Here is a 21353-nt window from a genome sequence, read left to right as displayed (position 1 = left end):
TAATAGTTGATGGTTTTTTTATGGATAACCATTATATTTGTTAAAATTTTAAAGACCTAAAAACAGACTACTAATACCTCATTTTGATATATGTTATTTTCCTTAATAATCCCAGTTTACAATCGCCCGGACGAAGTAGATGAACTTTTAGAAAGTTTGTCTCATACAACCTATAAAGAGATATTTGAAATTGTAATCGTAGAAGATGGTTCTGCTTTAGTGTGTCAGGATGTTGCTCAAAAATATGGAGACAGACTTGATATTTCCTATTATTACAAAGAGAATTCAGGACCTGGCGATTCCAGAAATTATGGAATGAAAAAAGCCAGAGGGGATTACTTTATCATTTTTGATTCGGATTGTATCATACCTGAGCAGTACTTGTCTGAAGTTGATACGGCTTTAAAGCAAAATTATGTAGACTGTTTTGGAGGACCGGACAAGGCTTTAGATAGTTTTTCAGACATCCAAAAAGCAATTAATTTTGCAATGACTTCTTTTTTAACCACAGGAGGAATTAGAGGCGGTTCTGAAAAAATCGATAAGTTTCAGCCCCGAAGTTTTAACATGGGGCTGTCTCGCAAAGCTTTTGAAGCATCCAAAGGTTTTGGAAATATTCATCCAGGAGAAGATCCTGATTTGTCAATTCGTTTGTGGAACTTAGGTTTTGAAACCACACTTTTCCCACAAGCATTTGTATATCACAAACGAAGAATCGACTGGGATAAGTTTTCAACTCAGGTAAATAAATTTGGAAAAGCACGACCAATTCTTAACAGTTGGTATCCAAAATACAATAAGCTTACTTTTTTCTTTCCTTCGGTTTTCATCATTGGATTTTTCTTTTCAATTGTATTGTTGTTAATTTTTAATTTTGATTATCTGCTTCAGTTGTATTTTATTTACTTTTTGGTATTGTTCTTGGTCTCTTCTTACCAGAATAAGAGCCTTAAAATAGGTTATTTATCATTAATAGCGGTTTGGAAACAGTTTTATGGTTACGGTTTAGGTTTCATAAAATCCTATTATAAAGTTATTATTTTAAGGCAAAAACCACAAGAGGCTTTTCCAGAATTATTTTTTAAAGTGTAAGATGACAAAAATCATTGGTTTAACCGGAGGCATAGGAAGTGGCAAAACAACCCTTGCAAAATATTTTGAATCATTTGGGATTCCCGTTTATATTGCGGATGCGGAGGCCAGAAAAATGATGGAATCTGCTGTAATTTTAAAAGCCATAAAAAACGAATTTGGGAGTTCTGTTTTTGAAATTAACCTGTTAAATAGAGAAAAATTAGCTAAAATCGTATTTGAGGAACCTGAAAAATTAGAAAAACTCAATGCTATTATTCATCCGGCAGTAAAAAAACATTTTGATCAATGGATTTTACAACAAGAGACGGCGCCGTTTATTATCTATGAAGCGGCTATTTTATTTGAAAGTGGGCGTGATAAAGAATGTGATTTTATTATAACGGTTACAGCACCGTTAGAATTGAGAATTCAAAGGGTAATCGACAGAGATAAATCAAATCGAGATCTTGTTTTGAAACGAATAAATACACAATGGACTGATAAACAGAGAATTGATAAAAGTGATTTTGTTATTCATAATGTTTCACTTGAAACAGCAAAGCAGGAGGCAAATGAAATTCTTAAAATATTAAAGATTGTATAAAAACAAGCATAGTTGTTAATGTTTGGTTAATCTATTATTTAATATATTGTTAAAATACTAAATTTGTTTTGATGAATAAACTTTTTTTTAGATTACTTGTTTTATTAATGAGCTTGTCCTTAATAGGGATAATTTTAGTTCAGGTATATTGGTTCAATACCTCGTTTAAAAATAATGATGAGCAATTTAAGTTTAATGTTAAGCAAGTTATTGGTAATGTGGCAAATAATCTTCAAAAACAAGAAGAGTATAATTTTTATGATAAAATAAATCATTACAAGGATAGTACCGGAAAAGTTCCTGAAAAGGATGATATATTAGAGTTTTATTACGTTCAGAAAAACCCAAGAACAAACAAAACCATAATATATTCAAATAGTATCATGTCTGAGAATTATAATATTTCTTCTACGTTCTTTGATAAGAAATTTGATAGTGAAAAATTTAAAAATTTCAGTTCTAAACGCGTTACAGAAGTATACAACAATAATTCTATTGATAAATTAGGTGGGAATCAAAGTTTGATTCCAGATGTTAGAATTGAAAAAGAAGGAAATTTAGATATTTTAGACAATGCTCTTTTTAAAATTTCAGCAAAAGATGTATTGTCAGCAATGCCGCTTGAGGAACGTGTTTCGAGCAGTGTTTTACAAAAATTAATCAAGAAAGAATTAGAAGAACACGGTATTGAAACAAAATTTGAATTTGGTATTTACAGCAATAATTTAGCGACTAAAATCAAATCAAGCGAGTTTAAATATGATAAAGATGCTACCTATTCTATTCCGGTATTTATTGATAATGAAGGAAGCAGTAAGTATGATTTGTTGGTTACATTTCCGCTTAAAAAGAAATTTTTATTGTCGGAACTCGTAAGTATTACCGTACTTTCAATTGTTTTTACTCTAATTATTTTGATTGCGTATTCAAGTGCATTGAATCAATTGATCCGGCAACGTCAAATTTCTGAAATTAAAAATGATTTTATTAATAACATGACGCACGAGTTTAAAACTCCAATAGCCACAATTAATTTAGCATTAGATGCGATACGAAATCCAAAAATAATAGATGATAAGGAGAAGGTTTTACGATACCTTCAGATGATTAAAGACGAGAATAAACGCATGCACGCCCAGGTAGAGAATGTATTAAGAATTTCTAAACTAGAAAAGAAAGAACTGGACATTATCAAAGAGACGCTCAATGTACATGACATTATAAATGATGCTATTGAACATGTAAATCTAATTTTAGAAGATAGAGAAGGAACCATTAGAAGTCACTTTGGCGCTTTAAGAACTACCGTATTACTCAACGATGTTCATTTTACCAATGTGATTGTCAATATTTTAGAAAATGCTATAAAATATTCACCTAATGTGCCAGAAATAGACATTTTTACTGAAAATGTAAAAGATATGGTTATTATCAAAGTTAAAGATAACGGTTTAGGAATGAGTAAAATAGCTCAAAAAAGAATTTTTGAAAAATTTTATAGAGAACATACCGGCGACATTCATAATGTCAAAGGGCATGGATTAGGTTTAGCGTATGTAAAAAGAATTGTAGATGACCACAACGGTCAAGTATATGTAGAAAGTGAAAAGGGAAAAGGGAGTACCTTCATAATAAAATTACCATTAATAAATTAGAATATGGAAAATGTAAATAAGAAAATACTTTTAGTGGAAGATGACCTGAATTTTGGTGCGGTTTTGAAAGATTATTTAATGCTAAATGATTTTGACGTCACGTTAGCCAAAAATGGAATGGAAGGTTTCGAAAAATTTAAAAAAGATACTTATGATTTGTGTATTCTGGATGTAATGATGCCTTACAAAGATGGTTATACTTTAGCAAAAGAAATCAGAGAAAAAAACAACGAAGTTCCAATTATCTTTTTAACTGCAAAATCGATGAAAGAGGATGTGTTGAAAGGCTACAAAGCGGGTGCGGATGATTACTTAAATAAACCTTTTGATTCAGAAGTATTGTTGATGAAAATCAAAGCGATAATTCAAAGAAAATCATCAGATACCAGAGCAGAACAAGTACAATTTGAATTTAATATTGGGAAGTTTTATTTAAATTCAAAACTTCGTTTTTTAACTTTTAATACTGAAGAGCCAATTAAATTATCTCCAAAAGAAAATGATTTGTTGAAGATGTTGATTCTTCATGAAAATGATTTGATGCCAAGAGAATTAGCCTTGACAAAAATATGGAGAGATGATAATTACTTTACATCCAGAAGTATGGATGTTTATATAGCAAAACTGAGGAAATACCTTAAACTGGATGAAGATGTTGAAATTTTGAATATCCACGGAGAAGGATTTAGATTAGTTGTAAAAAATAAAGTAGCAGAATAAGTAGCTATAAGCCTCAAGAAATTGAGGCTTTTTTTATTTTAAAAATATTTATTTCCAGTTTAATTGCAAAGCGAAATTGGTTTTTTCTTCTTTTGTAATACTAAAAATAGTTTCATTTTTAGAAATAGTTTCATGAATAATTACGTTATCCTTTAGAGATAATTCTTTTAGGAAATTCATTTCGAAACTAATAATTTCCTGATTCAGGATTAATTTTTCATCAACCAGATCCAAACACCATTCCAGATATTTGACATTATTAACATGATTTACAATGTCTAAATCCGATAAGAAAATGGTTTTTTCAAAAACTATTTCTTTCTCCTGATTGAAATTAATTTTAGAAAAACCTTCATGAGTAGCTTTTTTTTCTGGATATACTTCAAAATGCTCGAACGGCAACGCCAATGCTTCCGGCCGTCTTTTTTTAGTATTGAATACAGCCCAGAAAGTCTCTGAACCCACAATTTTTTCTCCATTTACATGCATTTCCAGCGCCCGTACTGAACGGGAATTCTCTAAGGAATTGATCCAGGTTTTTACCGTTACGACATCTCCGGATTTAGGTAATTTAGTAACTTCAACACGCATTCTGCTCAAAACCCACGCTTGATTAAATTCCTGCATGTCCGTAAAACTGATTCCACCAATTTCTGAATGTGCAGCTGCTGTTAATTGTAATATAGAACACAAATCAGTGTATTTTAAAAACCCGTTTGGAGCACATTGTGTAAAATTGATTTCCCAGTCTTTGCTAAGAATAGATGTGAAGTTAGGTGAAATGGGCATATTTATAGATTGTAATTATTAGTAATGGGTTTAAAAAGGCTTTTTTGTTGTACTTCTTTTGTTTATAGGGATTGTTAAAACAAAACATTTTATAAATAATAATAATGACCGCTAATTATATTCGAAGTATAGGTTTTTTATTAGCGAATTAGTGGTTAAATTTTTTTGATCGTCGTCAATAATGATATTTTTATTTTTTTGAATTGATGTACTTCACAATCGTTTCATAAGGAGTTTCAAAATCAAACCATTTGGTGTTTTCATTTTTTTTGAACCAAGTGAGTTGACGTTTTGAGAATCGGCGGGTATTTTTCTTTATTTCTTCAATGGCAAATTCCAATGAAATTTCCCTGTCAAAATAACGGAATAGTTCTCTGTAACCCACTGTTTGCAAGGCGTTCAATTCTTTATTCTGGAATAACGTTTTTGCTTCCGCTAATAAACCCTCGTTCATCATGGCATCTACACGTTGATTAATTCGGTTATAGATACTCTTTCTGTCGGCTTCTAAACCAATTAAAATAGGAGTGAAGTTGTGACTGTTTTGCTTTTGATTTAAAAAAGAAGAATATGGTTTTCCGGCACCAATACATACTTCTACGAAACGCATCATACGTTGTGGATTTTGTAAGGTTTGAGAATTCTCGACAGTCAAAGTTTTGTAATAATTAGGATCTAAAACTTCGAGTTTTTGTTGCAAATACCCAATTCCCAGTTTTTCATAATTCAGTGTTATTGCTGAGCGAACTGTAGGGTCTATTTCTGGAAATTCATCAAAACCTTTTAGGATTGCGTCTACATATAATCCCGAACCACCAACTAGTATAGCATAATCATTGGTCAGAAATAATTCGTCCAGTTTTGCAATGGCTTCTTTCTCGAAATCACCTACGGTATAATTCTCGAATATGGATTTGTTTTGGATGAAATGATGGGTAGCTGTTGCTAGCTCGGCTTGGTTTGGAACTGCGGTTCCGATGGTCATTTCCTTGAAAAACTGTCGGCTGTCACATGACAGGATATCGCATTTAAAATAATTAGCCAAAATGATGCTCAAGGAAGTTTTTCCTATCGCTGTGGGTCCGATAATGGTGATTAGGTATTTCATAGTTTTTAGCCCAGATGGAAACGGAAACCCCGGAGGTATTGCAGTTTTTTTTCTTGGTGTAAAAGAGCGACCGGAGGAAGCTCCTTTTAAGCCTTAGAAAAACAACTGGAATAACGAGGAGTTGCAGTGTACAGCTGGAATTGCTTCAAATTAATAAATTATAATTCGGTGCCACAATGGTAGCAGTATTTTGCATTATATTCATGACCGTCAGTTCCGCAAACGGTGCATGGATTAATTCTTTCGGCTCTTGGTTTTTTACGGTTGCTGTTTGCAAATTCAGCTGAAACGATACCCGTAGGAACGGCTATTATTCCATATCCCATGATCATTACTACTGATGCTATAGCTTGGCCTAATGGTGTGATGGGCGATATGTCACCGTAGCCAACGGTTGTGAGTGTTACAATGGTCCAATAAATGCTGGTGGGAATGCTGGTAAAACCGCTTTCTTTACCCTCTACCACATACATAACGGAGCCTATCAGGATGCTGCTGATCAACATGAAATAGATAAAAATTAATATTTTTCCTCTACTGGCAATTAGCGCTTCTTTTAAGTGAGTGGATTGACTGGAGAATTTTGGATGTTTCAATATTTTGAACAATCGCAGTAATCTCAAAGCCCTTACCACAGTTAAAACGCTTGTTCCAAAATAAAACAAGGACAAATACATAGGTAAAGTGGCAATCAAATCAATGATTCCATAGAAACTGAGAATGTATTTGACAGGTTTTTTTATAGATATAATTCGAAGAATGTATTCTAAGGTAAAGAAAATCGTAATGACCCACTCTAGGATAATGAGTTCTTGGTGGTATTTTGTATCGAAACCTTTTACGGTTTCAAGCATCACAATTACAACACTTAACAAAATTACTCCTAAAAGTACTAGGTCAAACATGCGCCCGGAAGCCGTATTTGTGCCATAAATAATGACATTGGTTTTTTGTCTGAAAGTGTCAAATTTTGACTTTATTCGGTGCATAATTATGGATGGATTGATAGCATACGATTAGAATTTTAACGTTTTCAAGGTTTTATTGCTTCGTATGTGCCCTTGGATAATATTTTTAGTGTCCCGGTTATTTTGCATCGGAATGAGGATGTTTCTCAGTATTTCGATATTGTTGATTTGATAATTTAAATCGTAAAAAGCATAGCCTTTGTAAATTCCGTTTTCGATCAAAACGGCAGATCTTTCGCTGATGGTTCTGCCTTTGTCAATCAATACCATATTTTGATTTTCGAAACTATTTTTATCGACAAAAGTAAGAACTCTGATATTGTATTCTTCAGGTGAAACTTTGCTAATACAAGCGCCGTCACATTCTTTTATAGTGTATTGAAAACAGTTGGTTTTAGAAACATACAAACCAGTTAGTTTTTGACATAAATTATAATGAGAAGTAATTCTGAATAATGCGTTTTTACCCTCTTGCAGGGAGGAAAAGGATGTGATTTCTTTTTTGCGTCCATCTGCTTTTTGAAGCTTTAGGTTGAGATACCCATTTTTATCTTTTTCAGCATAGAGTGCCAGTTGAAAAATACTTTTTCGCTGTGCTCTGTTATATATGGGTTTATTGATTTTTATTTCCTCGCTTTCTTTTAATAATGCGATCAATTCACTTCCGGTTTCATCATAGGTTACGGAAAACACTTCTGCTTGAATTTTCTTGCATTTTGTAGAAGTTCCTGTAAAATGCTGATTGATTCGTTTTTTTATGTTTCGGCTTTTGCCAATGTAAATTAGATTTCCTTTCTCATTATGAATGTAATAGACACCTGTTTTTGCTGGTAATCCGGACACAATATCCAGTAATTTTGGAGCGATTCCTTTTTCGATTTCCAGCTTTATAAAATCTTTTACAATTTCTTTCTCTAAATCTTTTTCTAAAAGAATTTTGAATAATTTGACTGTTGCTAAAGCATCACCACTGGCTCTGTGGCGGTCTGCCATTGGGATTCCAAGCGCACGAACGAGTTTTCCTAGGCTATGGGACGGTTGTTCCGGCAATAATTTTTTTGATAATTCAACCGTACAAAGTGTTCTGGCTTCAAAATCGTATCCTAATCGTCTGAATTCGGTTCGTAAGATTCTGTAATCAAAAGAAGCATTATGAGCCACGATAATACAATCGTTTGTCATTTCGATGATGCGTTTTGCTACTTCAAAAAACTTGGGAGCAGATTGCAACATGGCATTATTAATACCGGTAAGTTTAACTACAAAAGGTTGAATTGGGATTTCCGGATTTACCAAACTAATGAACTGATCCACGACCTCATGTCCATCAAATTTATAGATAGCGATTTCAGTGATTCCCTCTTCGTTGAATTGTCCTCCTGTGGTTTCTATGTCTAGTATTGCGTACAAAATAAGTATTCAGTGTTCAGTTTTTAGTATTCAGTTTTGAAGTAGAGATTTTTAAATCTGAAATGCTTCGCCAGTTCGCTACCGCTCGGGTCAATATTCGTTAATCTCAAATCAAAAGTCAATTTCTTCCTCCAAAGATACTACTTCCAATGCGAACCATCGTACTTCCGCATTCAATTGCAAGTTGATAATCACCGGACATTCCCATAGAAAGAATGGTAAATTGTGAATTGTGAATTTTGAATTTATCAAAAATAGATTTCAGATGGGTGAATTCTTTCTTGATTTGATCTTTCTTGTCTGTAAAAGTTGCCATTCCCATTAATCCAACGATTCTAATGTTTTTTAATTCCTGGAATTCGTTTGAGGATAGGAGTGAAGCAAGTTCTTCTTGGTCAAGACCAAATTTAGTTTCTTCTTCGGCAATATGCATTTGTAATAAACAATCAATAATTCTATTGCTTTTTAGTGCTTGTTTGTTGATTTCCTGTAGCAATTTCAAACTATCCACACCGTGAATCAAGCTCACAAATGGCGCCATAAATTTGACTTTATTGGTCTGAACATGGCCTATCATGTGCCATTGAATGTCTTTTGGCATTTGTTCCCATTTCTCCGCCATTTCCTGGATTTTATTTTCTCCAAAAATGCGTTGACCGGCCTCATACCCTTCCATTAAATCCGAAACAGGTTTGGTCTTTGAAACCGCAACTAAGGTTATATGTTCCGGTAAAGTGGATTTTATTTGGAGTAAATTATTTTTTATTGGCATTTTAATGTTTAAATTTTAATGTGTTAAAGTTCATACACGACTAATCCGCTTCTAAACTTTGGTTCAATATACGTACTTTTTGGAGGCATTATTAAATTGGCATCGGCCAAGGCTTTTATTTCTCCAATATTGGATGGAAATAATATGAAACCGATTTCAAATTCTCCTTGATCAATTTTGTTTTTTACTTCCAATACGGATTGTTTTCCTGAAAGGTATTCTATTCGCTCATCATTGCGTAAATCTTCGATGGCAAGAATAGGCAATAACACTTTTTTGTATAAAATTTGTGTGTCTAAACTATCCAAAGCCGTTAAGAAAACTTCATTTTCTTTTCGTAAAATTAAGCTATAAAATTCATTGTCCAGATACATTCCGAATTGATGCTTTTGAGAAGGCTGAAAAGGCTGCTGAAATTTGTTTGTAACAATGAAATTCTTTTCTAATTCCTTTATCAAATTTTCTTTCGAGAAACCGTTTAAATCTTTTACCAAGCGATTGAATTCATATATTTTGACATTGTTTTCAGAAATTAAATAGCTCAGAATATGATTTTTGGCTGCGTTGTCTGGATCATCATTTTCCTCGGATAATAATTTTAAGGCTTCGGTACGGTGATGGCCATCTGCAATATAAAGACTATCTGTTTTTTCAAAAATGTTCTGAAGCCAATTGATTTCTAACGCATCTTCAATTTTCCATAAGTAGTGAATTTCTTTTTTGGTGGTTGAAAACTCAAAATCGGCTAATTTTTGGGTACAATTAAAAATCCAGTTTTCAATCGTTTTATTATCCGGATAGGTCATCAAAACCGGTTCCGTATTGAACTCAGAATATTTCATGTAGTCTTTTAATAATCGGACTCTGAAAGCGATAATATCTTCGTGTTTTTTGATGATATTGTTGCAATAATCAGCTACACTAGTACCTACGATAATTCCGGTAAAAGAGTGCTTTTTAGTTACAATTTTATGAATATAAATCGCGGGTTTTTTGTCTTTTACTAAAATTATTTCATTTTTGAAATCCTCATATTTTTGATGTACTTGGCGGTATCTTTTTTCAAAAGAAACAGTTTCCTGATTGGTGTAAGCAGGTTTTAGTATGTGCAAAAAAGACAACGGATTGAAATCCAATTGCGCCGCTAATTCCGCATTTACATATTCTTCATACGAACGGCAAGTAACAAGGCAAACCTTATCACGAGTGGGACGAACAGCTTTGAAAGGGACAATTTTAGCCATAATAATATAAAAAGTGAAAAGTGAAAAGTGAAAAGCTGAGAATTTAAAGGTATTAACTTTAGGCCCTCAATTTTTAAACATTACAATTATATAAATTGTTTAGAAATCTTCTCGGCTTTTTTGCTTCCAGAATAATCGTAAAAACCTTCCCCTGATTTCACACCCATTTTTCCGGCACGAACCATATTTACCAATAACGGACAAGGTGCATATTTTGGGTTTTTAAAACCGTCGTACATCACGTTCAAAATGGCTAAACATACATCAAGACCAATAAAATCTGCTAGTTGCAAAGGTCCCATCGGGTGTCCCATTCCAAGTTTCATCACCGTGTCAATTTCATAAACACCAGCCACTTTGTTGTATAAAGTTTCGACCGCTTCGTTAATCATGGGCATCAAGATTCTATTGGCAACAAAACCAGGATAATCGTTGACTTCAACAGGCGTTTTTCCTAACTTCTCGGAAAGATTCATGATGATTTTTGTCACTTCATCAGAAGTATTATAACCACGAATAATTTCCACCAGTTTCATTATTGGCACCGGATTCATAAAGTGCATACCGATAACGCGTTCCGGATGTGCCACAACGGCTCCAATTTGAGTAATTGAGATAGAAGAAGTATTAGTTGCCAAAATTGTATTATGAGAACAAGCTTCGTTCAATTGCTTGAAGATATTCAGTTTTAATGCTACATTTTCAGTGGCCGCTTCAATCACTAAATCAACCCCTACAACGCCATCTTTGATATCCGTATAGGTGATTATGTTAGTAATCGTCTTAGCCTTGTCTTCTTGGGTGATACTTCCTTTTGCAATCATTCGGTCTAAATTAGCGGCGATAGTGGCCATTCCTTTATCCAATGATTGTTCTGAAACATCTATTAATTTTACGGTAAAACCACTTTGTGCAAAGGTGTGAGCAATTCCATTCCCCATTGTTCCTGCTCCGATTACGGCAATTGTTTTCATTCTTATTTTGGATTAAAATAGTTTAATATTTATGTAAAAATTATTTTTTAAAACAATCAATAATTTGATACGCAACACGAAGCGCTTCAGAGGCTTGTTCCAATGTCACAATTGGTGTTGAATCAGTATTTATGGCATCTGCAAATGATTCCAGTTCATCCAGAATAGCATTGTTTTGTTCTACATCTGGATTGGAAAAGTAGATTTGTTTTTTTACACCTTCCGCATTTTGTAAAATCATATCAAAATCGCCTGGAACTTCCGGAGCATCTTTCATTTTTACAACCTCACATTTCTTTTCTAAGAAATCTACGGAGATGTAAGCGTCTTTCTGGAAAAAACGAGATTTACGCATGTTTTTCATCGAAATTCGGCTCGCTGTTAAATTAGCAACACAACCGTTTTCAAACTCTATTCTTGCATTGGCAATATCCGGTGTATCACTGATAACTGAAACACCGCTAGCACTAATATTTTTTACTTTTGATTGTACAACACTCAAAATGGCATCAATATCATGAATCATCAAATCTAAGACTACAGGAACATCAGTTCCGCGAGGATTGAATTCAGCCAGACGATGCGATTCAATAAACATAGGGTTTTCGATCATGTTTTTGGTAGCGATGAATGCTGGATTGAAACGTTCCACATGCCCCACCTGACCTTTAACATTATATTCTTTTGATAAAGCGATAATTTCTTCGGCCTCTTCGACCGTATTTGAAATAGGTTTTTCAATAAAAACATGCTTACCGGATTTGATGGCTACTTTGGCACATTTGTAGTGAGAAAGGGTTGGGGTAACAATATCGATTACATCAACGGCATGAATAAGGGTGGCAATTGTGCTAAAATGTTTGTATCCAAATTCTTTAGAAACCTTTTCGGCGTTTTCTTGATTTGGATCATAAAATCCCACTAATTCATATTTTTTAGATTGTTGTAATAAACGCAAATGTATTTTTCCTAGATGGCCAGCACCTAATACTCCAATTTTCAGCATAATGATGTAATTTTTACAAAAATAACAATAAAATGATTAATCTATTATTGATACCGGACAATTCTTCAGTTAATTTAAAATTTAAAATCCAACATTTGAATTCAGAAATTGTTTTCTATTTTTACCAAAATAAAACAATAAACTTTGAAAGACACAGGCAAACATCAAGGACTTCGGAATCAATTAGTAAGCGTTTTAGAGCAAAAAGGAATTACTGACAAAAGTGTTTTGGAGGCGATAAAAAAGATTCCAAGACATTTATTTTTAAATTCCAGTTTTGAAGATTATGCCTATCAAGACAAAGCATTTCCTATTGCTGCAGGCCAAACGATATCGCAACCGTACACTGTTGCTTTTCAATCCCAATTATTAGAAGTCAAAAAAGAACACAAAATTTTAGAAATAGGAACAGGTTCAGGGTATCAAACAGCTGTTCTATGTCTTTTAGGTGCCAAAGTATTTAGTGTAGAAAGACAGAAAGAATTGTTTAAGCAAACCTCAATTTTATTTCCAAAACTGAATATTAGGCCCAAATATCTCTCTTTTGGAGATGGATACAAAGGATTACCAAATTACGCTCCTTTTGATAGTATTATAGTAACTGCAGGCGCTCCGTTTATTCCGCAACCGTTGATGGCGCAACTCAAAATAGGAGGAAGGCTAGTTATTCCACTAGGTACAGAGGTGCAGATTATGACCTTATTAATCAGAAAAAATGAAACTCAATTTGAGAAACATGAGTTTGGAGAGTTTCGATTTGTTCCTTTATTAGAAGATAAAAATTAAAATCCCATCCCCAACCCTTCCCAAGGGGAAGGGAGCAGAAGATGAATTTTATTGACCAATAATGGTTAAATACCGCTCTAAACTTTCTTTTTCTATTTGAGCAATGAATAACAAAAAATCTTCTTTGTTGTTTTTAGTTTGTGCAGTTTCCAGTGTTTGATAATAGCGCATTCTACTTTCATAATCCCCTTTTATATTGGCAATTATGTAACCATGCTGCAATAAAACCAAGTTCATGACTAAGCGCGAAGTCCTGCCATTTCCATCAATAAAGGGATGAATAGTAACCAAGCGTTCATGCATTTCGGCAGCTAAAATTATCGGATGTAAGGTTGATTTATTAGTTTCATACCAAATAAAAAAATCTTCCATTGCTTTGGCGACTAAAAAAGGTTGTGGAGGCACGTAACTGCTTCCTTGAATCATCACCTGGACTTTTCTATAGCTACCTGCATCTTCGGGTTGAATTCCTCTCAAAATAAGATTGTGGATAGAAAGAACTTCTCGTTCCTTTATAGCAGTATTTTTTTGCATTAAATCTTTGATATAAGCAATGGCTTCCTGATGATTAATGACTTCCAGATGTTCCCGCATACTTTTTCCAGAAATCGTCAAACCTTCATTGATAACTAAATCCGTTTCGCGTAAAGTCATTGTGTTTCCCTCGATGCGATTACTTTCAAACGTATATTCTAGCTCTAATGCTTGTGCAATCCGATAGCTGTCAAATTGGCGAAACCCATCCAGTTGTATCTTCAAAGTATCTATTTCATCTAAAATTTTCTGAAGAGTTACCGATAATTTTTTCTTTATTGGTTTGCTTTGATATCTAATTTCTTGCTCTGCAACCAATAATGCTTTTAGAGCAAATTCATCCTGACCAATTTCATAAAGAATTTTTTCTTTAAGCCAAGCGACCATGATTGTTTCTAAATCTATTTCTAGTAAAGATGCTAATTTTACGACTTGGTCTCTTGTAGGTTTTCTAGTTCCACTTTCAAACTTACTGATTAAGGCTTGATCAATTGCTAAAAGTTGTGCGACTTCTCTAGTTTTGAGTCCTTTTTGTTCTCTTGCGTTTTTGAGTAGTGTTTTCATTTTAAAAAAAAAGCTTTAAATTGTCTTGACAAATTTAGTCATTTTTTATAAATATAAATAATAATTAATACATTACTTTCTTAATTTAAAATGATTTTTTGATTCGGTCTAGATCCCGTTTCGTATCTTGTTCTTTGAGAGATTCACGTTTGTCATAGGTTTTCTTTCCTTTGCAAAGACCAATTTGGAGTTTGGCCAGTCCTTTTTCATTAGTAAACAATTTCAAAGGAACTATTGTCAATCCTTTTGCTTGAACACTTTTCAGCAAACCTTTTAATTCCTTTTTTTTTAAAAGTAATTTGCGCTCGCTTCTTGCCTTGTGGTTGAACTGATTACCAAAAGTATATTCTTCAATATAGGTATTTATTGCAAAAAGTTCGTTATTGCTAAATTCACAAAAACTTTCTGTGATGTTTGCTTTTCCTAATCTAATGGATTTGATTTCCGTTCCAGCCAAAACAATTCCTGCATTGAAGGTTTCGATTATTTCATAGTCAAATCGGGCTCTCTTATTGAATATATTTATTGTTTTTAACATAGCGTGCAAAGGTAACAAAAATTAAAGGTTTAGCAATTATTTAGTCCAATTTCAGCAATTGGAATGTGATTGCTTCATCAACCATAGTTACGATATAAAGATTACCAAAAGTTTTATCTTGAATGTCAGTAAATGAGTTTTGATTTATCATTTGATTGACAAAATTTGGTATTGTGTTACTATGTCCCACAATTAAAATTTTTTTTCCTATCGTTTCTTTTTTGAAAACTTCAATAGGTATATTTTTAGGATCATACAGCTTAACCTTCATCTTCTTTGTTGTCGCGGTTGGACTTGCAGTTTGTAAAGTTCTTTTGTAATCCGTTGAATAGATTTCATCAAAACTAATTTCTGAGAATATTGTATTCCATTTTTCAGCTCTTTTCAACCCTTTTTCAAATAAATCTGGATTTTGTGAATTATCTACTTTCTCGGCATGACGAATAAAATAATAGGTGGTGCTTTGTCCAAAACTGATATTTAAAAATAACAGTGTAAACAGTGCGAGAAATTTTTTCATTTGAATCAATTTTAAAAAAAAGTATTTGGGATTTTAATATCTTTGCAAAATGGAATACTTAAAATCGAAAGATCCGCTTCACGGAATTACACTCCAAAAAATAGTAGAGCAGCTAGTGGATCATTACGGATTTGATACTTTGGGGGAACTCATTAAAGTAAAATGCTTTACAGATAAACCAAGTGTAAAATCCAGTTTGACTTTTTTACGAAAAACAGATTGGGCACGAAAACAAGTGGAAGATTTGTATATAAAATCAGAAGCTAAATTGCCCAAATAAATCTAGTTTAATTTATAGGAAACCATAAAACCGCCTCTGTAGGGCAACCATTCGCCACTTTTATTGTACCCTTTCGCCGATTCATATCGTTCTCCCGTAGCTAAGTCATATCCTTTATAAAAACCTTGATGCGAACCACCGCCTAAGAAACAATCTAACATAAATTTATCATTTATTTTTATTTGATATCCAATTGTTGCACCTATAAAATATCCAACGCCTTTTTCATACAAAGTAGTATTTATATAATTCCATTTTTGGAAATTAAATATACTTGCCCCAATATGTGCTCCTGCATAAAAACCATTGTATTTTTCTTTGAAATGATAACGATATTCAGGTGTGAAAGTATAAAACTCTCTAGGTTTACCATTTATTGATTTCCATAAAGAGGCTGTAATATCAAATTGAAAAGTAGATTTTTTTCCAATGCTGGTTTCAATACCTACATTAGGAATGGTCAATAAAGTAGTCATAGCATTTGCTTTTATATACGTTTGACTTTGGGATACAATACAGAAGAGAAAAAAAGAAACAATAAATAATTTTTTCATAAAAGTGTTTTCTATTATTTAGACCAATGGCTTATTGGAGAAAATCAAAGACAAATGTAAAATATTTATCTGTAAGGTTTTTATGTTTTTAATTTTTATTAGTCACGCAACTAAATTTTAAATAAAAAGGACATAAAATTAGTATTTGTTCAAAAGAGAATAAATTAGAGTATCAAAAAAACGACCATCAAAAAATTCATTTTCTTTTAAATGTCCTTCTCTTACAAACCCATTTTTTTCTAAAACTTTTGCAGATGCATCGTTATCAGGATCAATCATCGCTTCAATGGAATGCAATTTCATGATTTGAAAACCATAATTAACAGCTTCTTTCACTGCTTCAGATACAATTCCTTTTCCATGATATTCAGGTAATAACATATAGCCAATTTCGGCACGATAATGTTCGGGTTTTATTCTGTAATGACCAATAACTCCAATAAGTTTTGGGTTGTCTTTCAACGTAATAGCCCAATTGATACCTTCATTAGCTTCAATTTTTGTATCGATCATTGCAATGTGTTCCAAGGCATCTTCGTTCGTTTTTACTAAAGGTCTTGGAATATATTTCATAGTTTCTGGATTGGATCGCAATGCGAAAATCTCTTTAATGTCATTCGTGTTTACTCTTCTCAAAAGCAAGCGTTCGGTTTCTAAATCAGGAAATGGACTAAAATTTATAGCTAACATATCTTAGTAATTAAAGGATTTCGATACTGTATTTTGATTGGAACGTTTCCTTGGTTTCTAGAATTTGAATGCCTTCTTTTTCAAATAGATTTTCGGAACTTTCATTGGTATCCGAATAACCAAACCAAGGTTCAATACAAATAAATGCCGCATTTATTTTGGTCCAAATTCCTAAGCTTGGAAAATCATCAAAATGTATTTTTAGAATTGGATTTTTATTTTCTAAAATAGTCAACGAATTGGATTTTAATGTTTTGAAAATCAAAGCATCGTTTTCAAACAACTCATACGTCAGCGGAATATATTTATTAAGAACGTCTAATTTCTTCGTTTTATTTGAAATTAAATCATCCTCCAAAAGATAATATTTCAATGGTTCTTCTTTTTCAAAAGCAATAGCATAACTCTCGAATTGATTTGGCAAAGCAAAAGCAGGATGTGCGCCAATAGCAAACGGCATTGCAGTTTTTCCGTTGTTGATTACTTTATATGCAATCGATAAATTATGCCCGTGTAATGTGTAAATGATTTGCAATTCAAAGTCAAACGGATATGCTTTTAAAGTTTCTTCAGAAGAGTGTAGGGAGAAAACAGCACTGTTTTCTGTTGCATTGATCAATTCAAACTCCATATCTCTGGCAAAGCCGTGTCGCGATAAATGATATTCCATTGCATTATAGTGAAAGGAATTATTTTTTAAAGTCCCAACAATTGGGAATAAAACAGGAGCGTGCTTGCCCCAAAATACCGGATTTCCTTCCCAGATGTATTCTCTATCGTGGTTTGTTTTTAAAGAAATTAATTCAGCTCCAAAATGTTTAATTTCTGCAGTGAGATTCGAGTTTTTAATTAGAGTTGTCAAAATTATTTTTTCGGGTTACTTTAAAAATGGTTTTCTGGCGTAAATATATTTTATAATTTTTAATTCTGATACGCTTTAAACATGATTTTATTGATTTATAATGGAATCAATTCGATCTCAATAGTTCAAAATCCTCTTTTTTTTCATTAATTTGTGATATAAACAATTAGAAAATGAAAAAAATTCGTCGCGGAGTCATGCTGCATTTGGCTTTATTATTGGGATTTACATCTATTTGGGCACAGCAAACCCCAGCAAATGCATCCGGTAATGCAGTTTCTAACTACGATTATCATGATGCTTTTGCTCCGTTTTTTTATTCCAAAAACGGAACAAGTACACGATCTGCTAGTGGTCAGCCTGGAGCTGAATATTGGCAAAATAGCGCTGATTATAAATTAACGGCAAAACTGGATGAAAAAAGTAACGAAATTTCGGGTACAGGAATCATCACCTATACGAACAACAGTCCGGATAAAATGGCTTTTGTTTGGATGAATGTAGACCAGAATTTATTCAAAGCGGATTCCCGTGGAAATGCAGTTGTTCCAATTACAGGAAGTAGAAATGGGGCTCAAGGCCAAATTTTTGATGGCGGACATAAAATAAAATCAGTCAAAGTAATTACTACTGTAAAAGGAAAATCAACTGAAGCAGAAGTTAAGTACATTATTACGGATACTAGAATGCAGGTATTTCTCCCGCAAGTATTAAATGCTAAAGGCGGTTCTGTTAAAATAAAAATTGACTTTTCGTTTATAGCTCCTTTTGAAGGATCAGACAGAATGGGGATTTTGGAAACTAAAAACGGAAAAATTTTCACCATAGCACAGTGGTATCCGCGTATGTGTGTGTATGATGATGTACGAGGCTGGAATACGAATCCGTATCTTGGAGCGTCGGAATTTTATTTAGAATATGGTGATTTTGATGTCAGTATTACAGCACCATCCAATCATATTGTGGTGGCTTCCGGCGAATTACTGAATCCTGCCACAGTCTATTCTACCGAAGAGCAAAAGCGTTTAGCGCAAGCAAAACAAAGTGATAAAACAGTTTTTATCCGTACTGCTGCCGAAGTTGAAAATTCATCAAAAATGATTACTGCAACTACTAAAACGTGGAATTACAAAATCACAAATGCCCGTGATTTCTCTTGGTCCTCTTCAGCAGCATTTATTTTAGACGCAGCAAAAATCAATTTACCTAGCGGCAAAAAATCATTGGCAATTTCCGTTTATCCGATAGAAAGTGCCGGAGATGCCGCATGGGGACGTTCCACAGAATATACAAAGGCTACTATAGAAAATTATTCAAAAAGATGGTTAGAATATCCGTATCCAGCGGCTACAAATGTTGCCGGAAATGAAGGCGGAATGGAATATCCAGGAATTGTTTTTTGTAGCTGGGAGTCAAAAGGAGCAGATTTATGGGGTGTTACAGATCATGAATTTGGTCATATTTGGTTTCCTATGATTGTAGGATCCAATGAAAGACTGTTCGCTTGGATGGATGAGGGTTTTAATACTTTTATTAATTCATTGAGTTCAGTAGATTTTAATAATGGGGAATATAAAGAGCCGCGTGCGGATATGCATCAAAGGGCGGAAGTGTACACGAGTCCAAATCTGGAAACCATAATGAGTTCTCCGGATAACATGAAAGAGTCTAATATAGGTCTTTTGGCGTATTCGAAACCAAGTTCAGGATTAGTGATTTTAAGAGAGCAAGTTCTTGGGCCGGAACGATTTGATCTGGCTTTGAAAACTTATATTGAGCGTTGGGCATACAAACATCCGCAACCGGACGATTTCTTTCGAACAATAGAAAATGTTGCTGGAGAAGATTTGAGTTGGTTCTGGCGTGGTTGGTTTCAATACAATTGGCGTTTAGACCAAGGGATTAATTCAATCAAATACGTGAAAAACGATCCAAAACAAGGAGTTGTAATTTCGATTGAAAACTTCGAAAAAATGGCTATGCCGGTAAGTTTAGACGTAAAAACGAAAAGCGAAAAAATAACGCGCGTTCAATTGCCGGTAGAAGTTTGGCAAAAAAATAAAGCGTGGTCTTTTAAACACAATTCGACGGAAGAAATCGAAAGTATCACACTAGATCCGGATCATGTTTTACCGGACAGCAACACAGCAAATAACACCTGGACAGCAGACAAAGGATTGATTGAAAAAGATGTGATTCTGGATGGGTATTTAGGAACTTTTTCTACATCAATGGCGCCTATAAAAATTGTTTTTTCAGAGAAAAATGGGTTGTTAAATGTTTTGATTACCAATTATCCAAGCTTTTCCGTGGAGCCAACTGGAAAAAATACGTTTGCATCGAAACTTGCGGGACTTAAATTTGAATTTAATGACAGTCTAATGGGATTTGATATGTTGATTCCTGATGGGCAAAAAATACCGTTTACAAGAGATAAGTAAGTCGAAAGTTTAAAAGTCGTAAAGTCAAAAGAATTAACTTTGAGTAAAATAGCTTTAAATCAGATTGTTACATAATTTTATCCTGATTTTAAAATACGACATTATACCATGGTTATTACATAAATAGTCATAAAATATTAAAAAAAGAAAAGACTTGTAGGAATTAAATCCACAAGTCTTTTTTATGTGTTATATTTTTTTGTTCTAAATTTACTCAGGAATTTGCTGGCTTAGGCAATGCAATGTTCCAAAACCCCAAATTAAATCAGTAGCACTGATCCCAATGATTTCTCGATCAGGAAAACATTCTGCAAGGATGTTCAATGCTTTTCGGTCGTTACTGTCGTTAAAAGTAGGTACCAAAACACAATTGTTCAAAATTAGAAAATTGGCATAACTGGCAGGCAATCGCAAGCCATCAAATTCCAGCTGTTTTGGCATTGGTAGAGTCACAATTATAGGTGATTTTCCATTTTCTAGTTTGACATTTTGCAAGCGTTTTAAATTGTCTTGCAACGGTTTGTAATTATTATCCGTTGGATCTGTTTCTACAATAGTCACAATAGTATCTTCATTCACAAATCGGCATAAATCATCAATATGGCCGTGCGTATCATCACCTTCAATTCCATTGCCTAACCAAATTACATTGGTTATCCCAAGATATTCCTTGAAGACGGCTTCGTAATCGGCTTTAGTGAAATTGGGATTCCGAACCTGAATATCCGGATGCATCAAGCATTCTTCTGAAGTCAATAAAGTTCCTCTTCCGTTAGTATCAATCGCACCGCCTTCTAAAATTACCGGTTTTCCTTTGTATAAAACTTGAGTAATAGGAATATTCAGAAATTCTCCCACTTTGGCAGGAACAAATTTATCTAATTGAATGTTTTTATATTTTGCCCAACCATTAAAATTAAAGTTCAAAGCTTCTCTTTCGGCTCCGTTTTTGACAATTATCGGACCTGAATCACGCATCCAACTTCTGTTGGTTTTATGAATGATGTAGGAAACATTTGTTAGCACAACATGAGCTGTTTCCAGCATCGTATTGACTTTCTCTTTTTGGTTTTCATCAGCAACTACTAAAAAGACTTGCTCAAAAGAAGCTGCTTTTTTAATGAATTCTACAAAAGCCCATTGAACAGTCTCGTATTTCCCAGGCCAGTCTTTACCGTTATGCGGAAAACAAAGTAAAATACCTTGTTGCTTTTCCCATTCAGCTGGAAATCTTCTATTATTTGTAGTCATACAGCGTAT

Annotated in this window: 22 protein-coding genes; 7 read left to right on the top strand and 15 right to left on the bottom strand. The window is 33.5% G+C overall.

Annotation, left to right across the window (positions count from 1 at the left end; all coding sequences use genetic code 11):
• The first annotated feature begins 90 nt into the window (after positions 1-90).
• The 4 genes from EKL99_RS02690 to EKL99_RS02675 all read left to right on the top strand — a co-directional run bounded on the left by EKL99_RS02690 (position 91) and on the right by EKL99_RS02675 (position 4053).
• Entirely contained in the window at positions 91-1092 is a 1002-nt protein-coding gene (locus tag EKL99_RS02690) for a glycosyltransferase family 2 protein (RefSeq protein ID WP_126452432.1), read from the top strand.
• 1 nt (position 1093) lies between these two features.
• Positions 1094-1678, top strand: coding sequence for a dephospho-CoA kinase (gene coaE / locus EKL99_RS02685; RefSeq protein ID WP_126576353.1), 585 nt, complete (start codon positions 1094-1096; stop codon positions 1676-1678).
• 71 nt (positions 1679-1749) lie between these two features.
• On the top strand, positions 1750-3333 hold the full coding sequence (locus EKL99_RS02680; RefSeq protein WP_126576352.1) for a sensor histidine kinase KdpD: 1584 nt from the start codon (positions 1750-1752) through the stop codon (positions 3331-3333).
• Between the two features lie 3 nt (positions 3334-3336).
• On the top strand, positions 3337-4053 hold the full coding sequence (locus EKL99_RS02675) for a response regulator transcription factor (RefSeq protein WP_126452426.1): 717 nt from the start codon (positions 3337-3339) through the stop codon (positions 4051-4053).
• A gap of 48 nt (positions 4054-4101) precedes the next feature.
• Here the strand turns inward: EKL99_RS02675 and EKL99_RS02670 are convergent, their stop codons facing one another.
• The 8 genes from EKL99_RS02670 to EKL99_RS02635 form a co-directional block, all read right to left on the bottom strand.
• Complete coding sequence (locus tag EKL99_RS02670; RefSeq protein WP_126462918.1) at positions 4102-4842, bottom strand: acyl-[acyl-carrier-protein] thioesterase; 741 nt, start codon at positions 4840-4842, stop codon at positions 4102-4104.
• Positions 4843-5032: 190 nt separating this feature from the next.
• Entirely contained in the window at positions 5033-5950 is a 918-nt protein-coding gene (miaA, locus tag EKL99_RS02665) for a tRNA (adenosine(37)-N6)-dimethylallyltransferase MiaA (RefSeq protein WP_126576351.1), read from the bottom strand.
• 158 nt (positions 5951-6108) lie between these two features.
• Entirely contained in the window at positions 6109-6939 is an 831-nt protein-coding gene (locus EKL99_RS02660; RefSeq protein WP_126576350.1) for an ion transporter, read from the bottom strand.
• 27 nt (positions 6940-6966) lie between these two features.
• Positions 6967-8328: an exonuclease domain-containing protein gene (locus tag EKL99_RS02655; RefSeq protein WP_126576349.1), complete on the bottom strand. Its 1362-nt coding sequence runs from the start codon at positions 8326-8328 to the stop codon at positions 6967-6969.
• Between the two features lie 118 nt (positions 8329-8446).
• Positions 8447-9100, bottom strand: coding sequence for a YggS family pyridoxal phosphate-dependent enzyme (locus EKL99_RS02650; RefSeq protein WP_126576348.1), 654 nt, complete (start codon positions 9098-9100; stop codon positions 8447-8449).
• Between the two features lie 23 nt (positions 9101-9123).
• Positions 9124-10344 (bottom strand): DUF1015 domain-containing protein, encoded by a 1221-nt coding sequence (locus tag EKL99_RS02645; protein WP_126462905.1) that lies wholly within the window; start codon positions 10342-10344, stop codon positions 9124-9126.
• Positions 10345-10430: 86 nt separating this feature from the next.
• On the bottom strand, positions 10431-11318 hold the full coding sequence (locus EKL99_RS02640) for a 3-hydroxyacyl-CoA dehydrogenase family protein (RefSeq protein ID WP_126553648.1): 888 nt from the start codon (positions 11316-11318) through the stop codon (positions 10431-10433).
• A gap of 40 nt (positions 11319-11358) precedes the next feature.
• Positions 11359-12324, bottom strand: a complete 966-nt coding sequence (locus EKL99_RS02635; protein ID WP_126462899.1) for a Gfo/Idh/MocA family protein — start codon at positions 12322-12324, stop codon at positions 11359-11361.
• Between the two features lie 144 nt (positions 12325-12468).
• Between EKL99_RS02635 and EKL99_RS02630 the strand changes: the two genes are divergently transcribed.
• Positions 12469-13110 carry a protein-L-isoaspartate(D-aspartate) O-methyltransferase gene (locus EKL99_RS02630; protein WP_126462896.1) on the top strand — a complete coding sequence of 214 codons (642 nt, stop codon included), beginning with the start codon at positions 12469-12471 and terminating at the stop codon, positions 13108-13110.
• Positions 13111-13158: 48 nt separating this feature from the next.
• On the opposite strand, the gene EKL99_RS02625 is transcribed toward EKL99_RS02630, so the two are convergent.
• From EKL99_RS02625 to EKL99_RS02615, 3 genes are all read right to left on the bottom strand, one after another.
• Positions 13159-14208: a Fic family protein gene (locus EKL99_RS02625; RefSeq protein ID WP_126462893.1), complete on the bottom strand. Its 1050-nt coding sequence runs from the start codon at positions 14206-14208 to the stop codon at positions 13159-13161.
• A gap of 85 nt (positions 14209-14293) precedes the next feature.
• The gene (gene smpB, locus EKL99_RS02620) at positions 14294-14746 is read right to left on the bottom strand and encodes an SsrA-binding protein SmpB (RefSeq protein WP_091204586.1); all 453 of its coding nucleotides are present in this window, start codon (positions 14744-14746) and stop codon (positions 14294-14296) included.
• Between the two features lie 40 nt (positions 14747-14786).
• Positions 14787-15266, bottom strand: a complete 480-nt coding sequence (locus EKL99_RS02615; RefSeq protein WP_126576347.1) for a phosphoglycerate mutase family protein — start codon at positions 15264-15266, stop codon at positions 14787-14789.
• 49 nt (positions 15267-15315) lie between these two features.
• On the opposite strand from EKL99_RS02615, the gene EKL99_RS02610 reads away from it, so the two are divergent.
• Positions 15316-15546, top strand: a complete 231-nt coding sequence (locus EKL99_RS02610) for a VF530 family DNA-binding protein (protein WP_126568471.1) — start codon at positions 15316-15318, stop codon at positions 15544-15546.
• Positions 15547-15548: 2 nt separating this feature from the next.
• Here the strand turns inward: EKL99_RS02610 and EKL99_RS02605 are convergent, their stop codons facing one another.
• From EKL99_RS02605 to EKL99_RS02595, 3 genes are all read right to left on the bottom strand, one after another.
• The gene (locus tag EKL99_RS02605; RefSeq protein ID WP_126462884.1) at positions 15549-16100 is read right to left on the bottom strand and encodes a DUF3575 domain-containing protein; all 552 of its coding nucleotides are present in this window, start codon (positions 16098-16100) and stop codon (positions 15549-15551) included.
• 138 nt (positions 16101-16238) lie between these two features.
• A complete protein-coding gene (locus EKL99_RS02600; RefSeq protein ID WP_126568472.1) occupies positions 16239-16790 on the bottom strand; it encodes a GNAT family N-acetyltransferase in 552 nt (183 codons plus the stop codon).
• A gap of 10 nt (positions 16791-16800) precedes the next feature.
• Entirely contained in the window at positions 16801-17652 is an 852-nt protein-coding gene (locus EKL99_RS02595; RefSeq protein ID WP_126553656.1) for an aldose 1-epimerase family protein, read from the bottom strand.
• Positions 17653-17825: 173 nt separating this feature from the next.
• On the opposite strand from EKL99_RS02595, the gene EKL99_RS02590 reads away from it, so the two are divergent.
• Positions 17826-20093 carry a M1 family metallopeptidase gene (locus EKL99_RS02590; RefSeq protein ID WP_126576346.1) on the top strand — a complete coding sequence of 756 codons (2268 nt, stop codon included), beginning with the start codon at positions 17826-17828 and terminating at the stop codon, positions 20091-20093.
• 210 nt (positions 20094-20303) lie between these two features.
• On the opposite strand, the gene EKL99_RS02585 is transcribed toward EKL99_RS02590, so the two are convergent.
• Positions 20304-21344, bottom strand: a complete 1041-nt coding sequence (locus tag EKL99_RS02585; protein ID WP_126576345.1) for an agmatine/peptidylarginine deiminase — start codon at positions 21342-21344, stop codon at positions 20304-20306.
• Positions 21345-21353: the final 9 nt, after the last annotated feature.

It is taken from the genome of Flavobacterium sp. ZB4P23 (assembly GCF_003970375.1).
Lineage (GTDB): Bacteria > Bacteroidota > Bacteroidia > Flavobacteriales > Flavobacteriaceae > Flavobacterium.
Note: the sequence above shows the minus strand (reverse complement) of the source record. Positions and strands in the feature narration are given on the sequence as shown.

Coding starts and splice junctions, on each gene's coding strand:
- EKL99_RS02690 (WP_126452432.1), top strand. CDS start 91: ATGTTATTTTCCTTAATAATCCCAGTTTACAATCGCCCGGACGAAGTA.
- coaE (WP_126576353.1), top strand. CDS start 1,094: ATGACAAAAATCATTGGTTTAACCGGAGGCATAGGAAGTGGCAAAACA.
- EKL99_RS02680 (WP_126576352.1), top strand. CDS start 1,750: ATGAATAAACTTTTTTTTAGATTACTTGTTTTATTAATGAGCTTGTCC.
- EKL99_RS02675 (WP_126452426.1), top strand. CDS start 3,337: ATGGAAAATGTAAATAAGAAAATACTTTTAGTGGAAGATGACCTGAAT.
- EKL99_RS02670 (WP_126462918.1), bottom strand. CDS start 4,842: ATGCCCATTTCACCTAACTTCACATCTATTCTTAGCAAAGACTGGGAA.
- miaA (WP_126576351.1), bottom strand. CDS start 5,950: ATGAAATACCTAATCACCATTATCGGACCCACAGCGATAGGAAAAACT.
- EKL99_RS02660 (WP_126576350.1), bottom strand. CDS start 6,939: ATGCACCGAATAAAGTCAAAATTTGACACTTTCAGACAAAAAACCAAT.
- EKL99_RS02650 (WP_126576348.1), bottom strand. CDS start 9,100: ATGCCAATAAAAAATAATTTACTCCAAATAAAATCCACTTTACCGGAA.
- EKL99_RS02645 (WP_126462905.1), bottom strand. CDS start 10,344: ATGGCTAAAATTGTCCCTTTCAAAGCTGTTCGTCCCACTCGTGATAAG.
- EKL99_RS02640 (WP_126553648.1), bottom strand. CDS start 11,318: ATGAAAACAATTGCCGTAATCGGAGCAGGAACAATGGGGAATGGAATT.
- EKL99_RS02635 (WP_126462899.1), bottom strand. CDS start 12,324: ATGCTGAAAATTGGAGTATTAGGTGCTGGCCATCTAGGAAAAATACAT.
- EKL99_RS02625 (WP_126462893.1), bottom strand. CDS start 14,208: ATGAAAACACTACTCAAAAACGCAAGAGAACAAAAAGGACTCAAAACT.
- smpB (WP_091204586.1), bottom strand. CDS start 14,746: ATGTTAAAAACAATAAATATATTCAATAAGAGAGCCCGATTTGACTAT.
- EKL99_RS02615 (WP_126576347.1), bottom strand. CDS start 15,266: ATGAAAAAATTTCTCGCACTGTTTACACTGTTATTTTTAAATATCAGT.
- EKL99_RS02610 (WP_126568471.1), top strand. CDS start 15,316: ATGGAATACTTAAAATCGAAAGATCCGCTTCACGGAATTACACTCCAA.
- EKL99_RS02605 (WP_126462884.1), bottom strand. CDS start 16,100: ATGAAAAAATTATTTATTGTTTCTTTTTTTCTCTTCTGTATTGTATCC.
- EKL99_RS02600 (WP_126568472.1), bottom strand. CDS start 16,790: ATGTTAGCTATAAATTTTAGTCCATTTCCTGATTTAGAAACCGAACGC.
- EKL99_RS02590 (WP_126576346.1), top strand. CDS start 17,826: ATGAAAAAAATTCGTCGCGGAGTCATGCTGCATTTGGCTTTATTATTG.
- EKL99_RS02585 (WP_126576345.1), bottom strand. CDS start 21,344: ATGACTACAAATAATAGAAGATTTCCAGCTGAATGGGAAAAGCAACAA.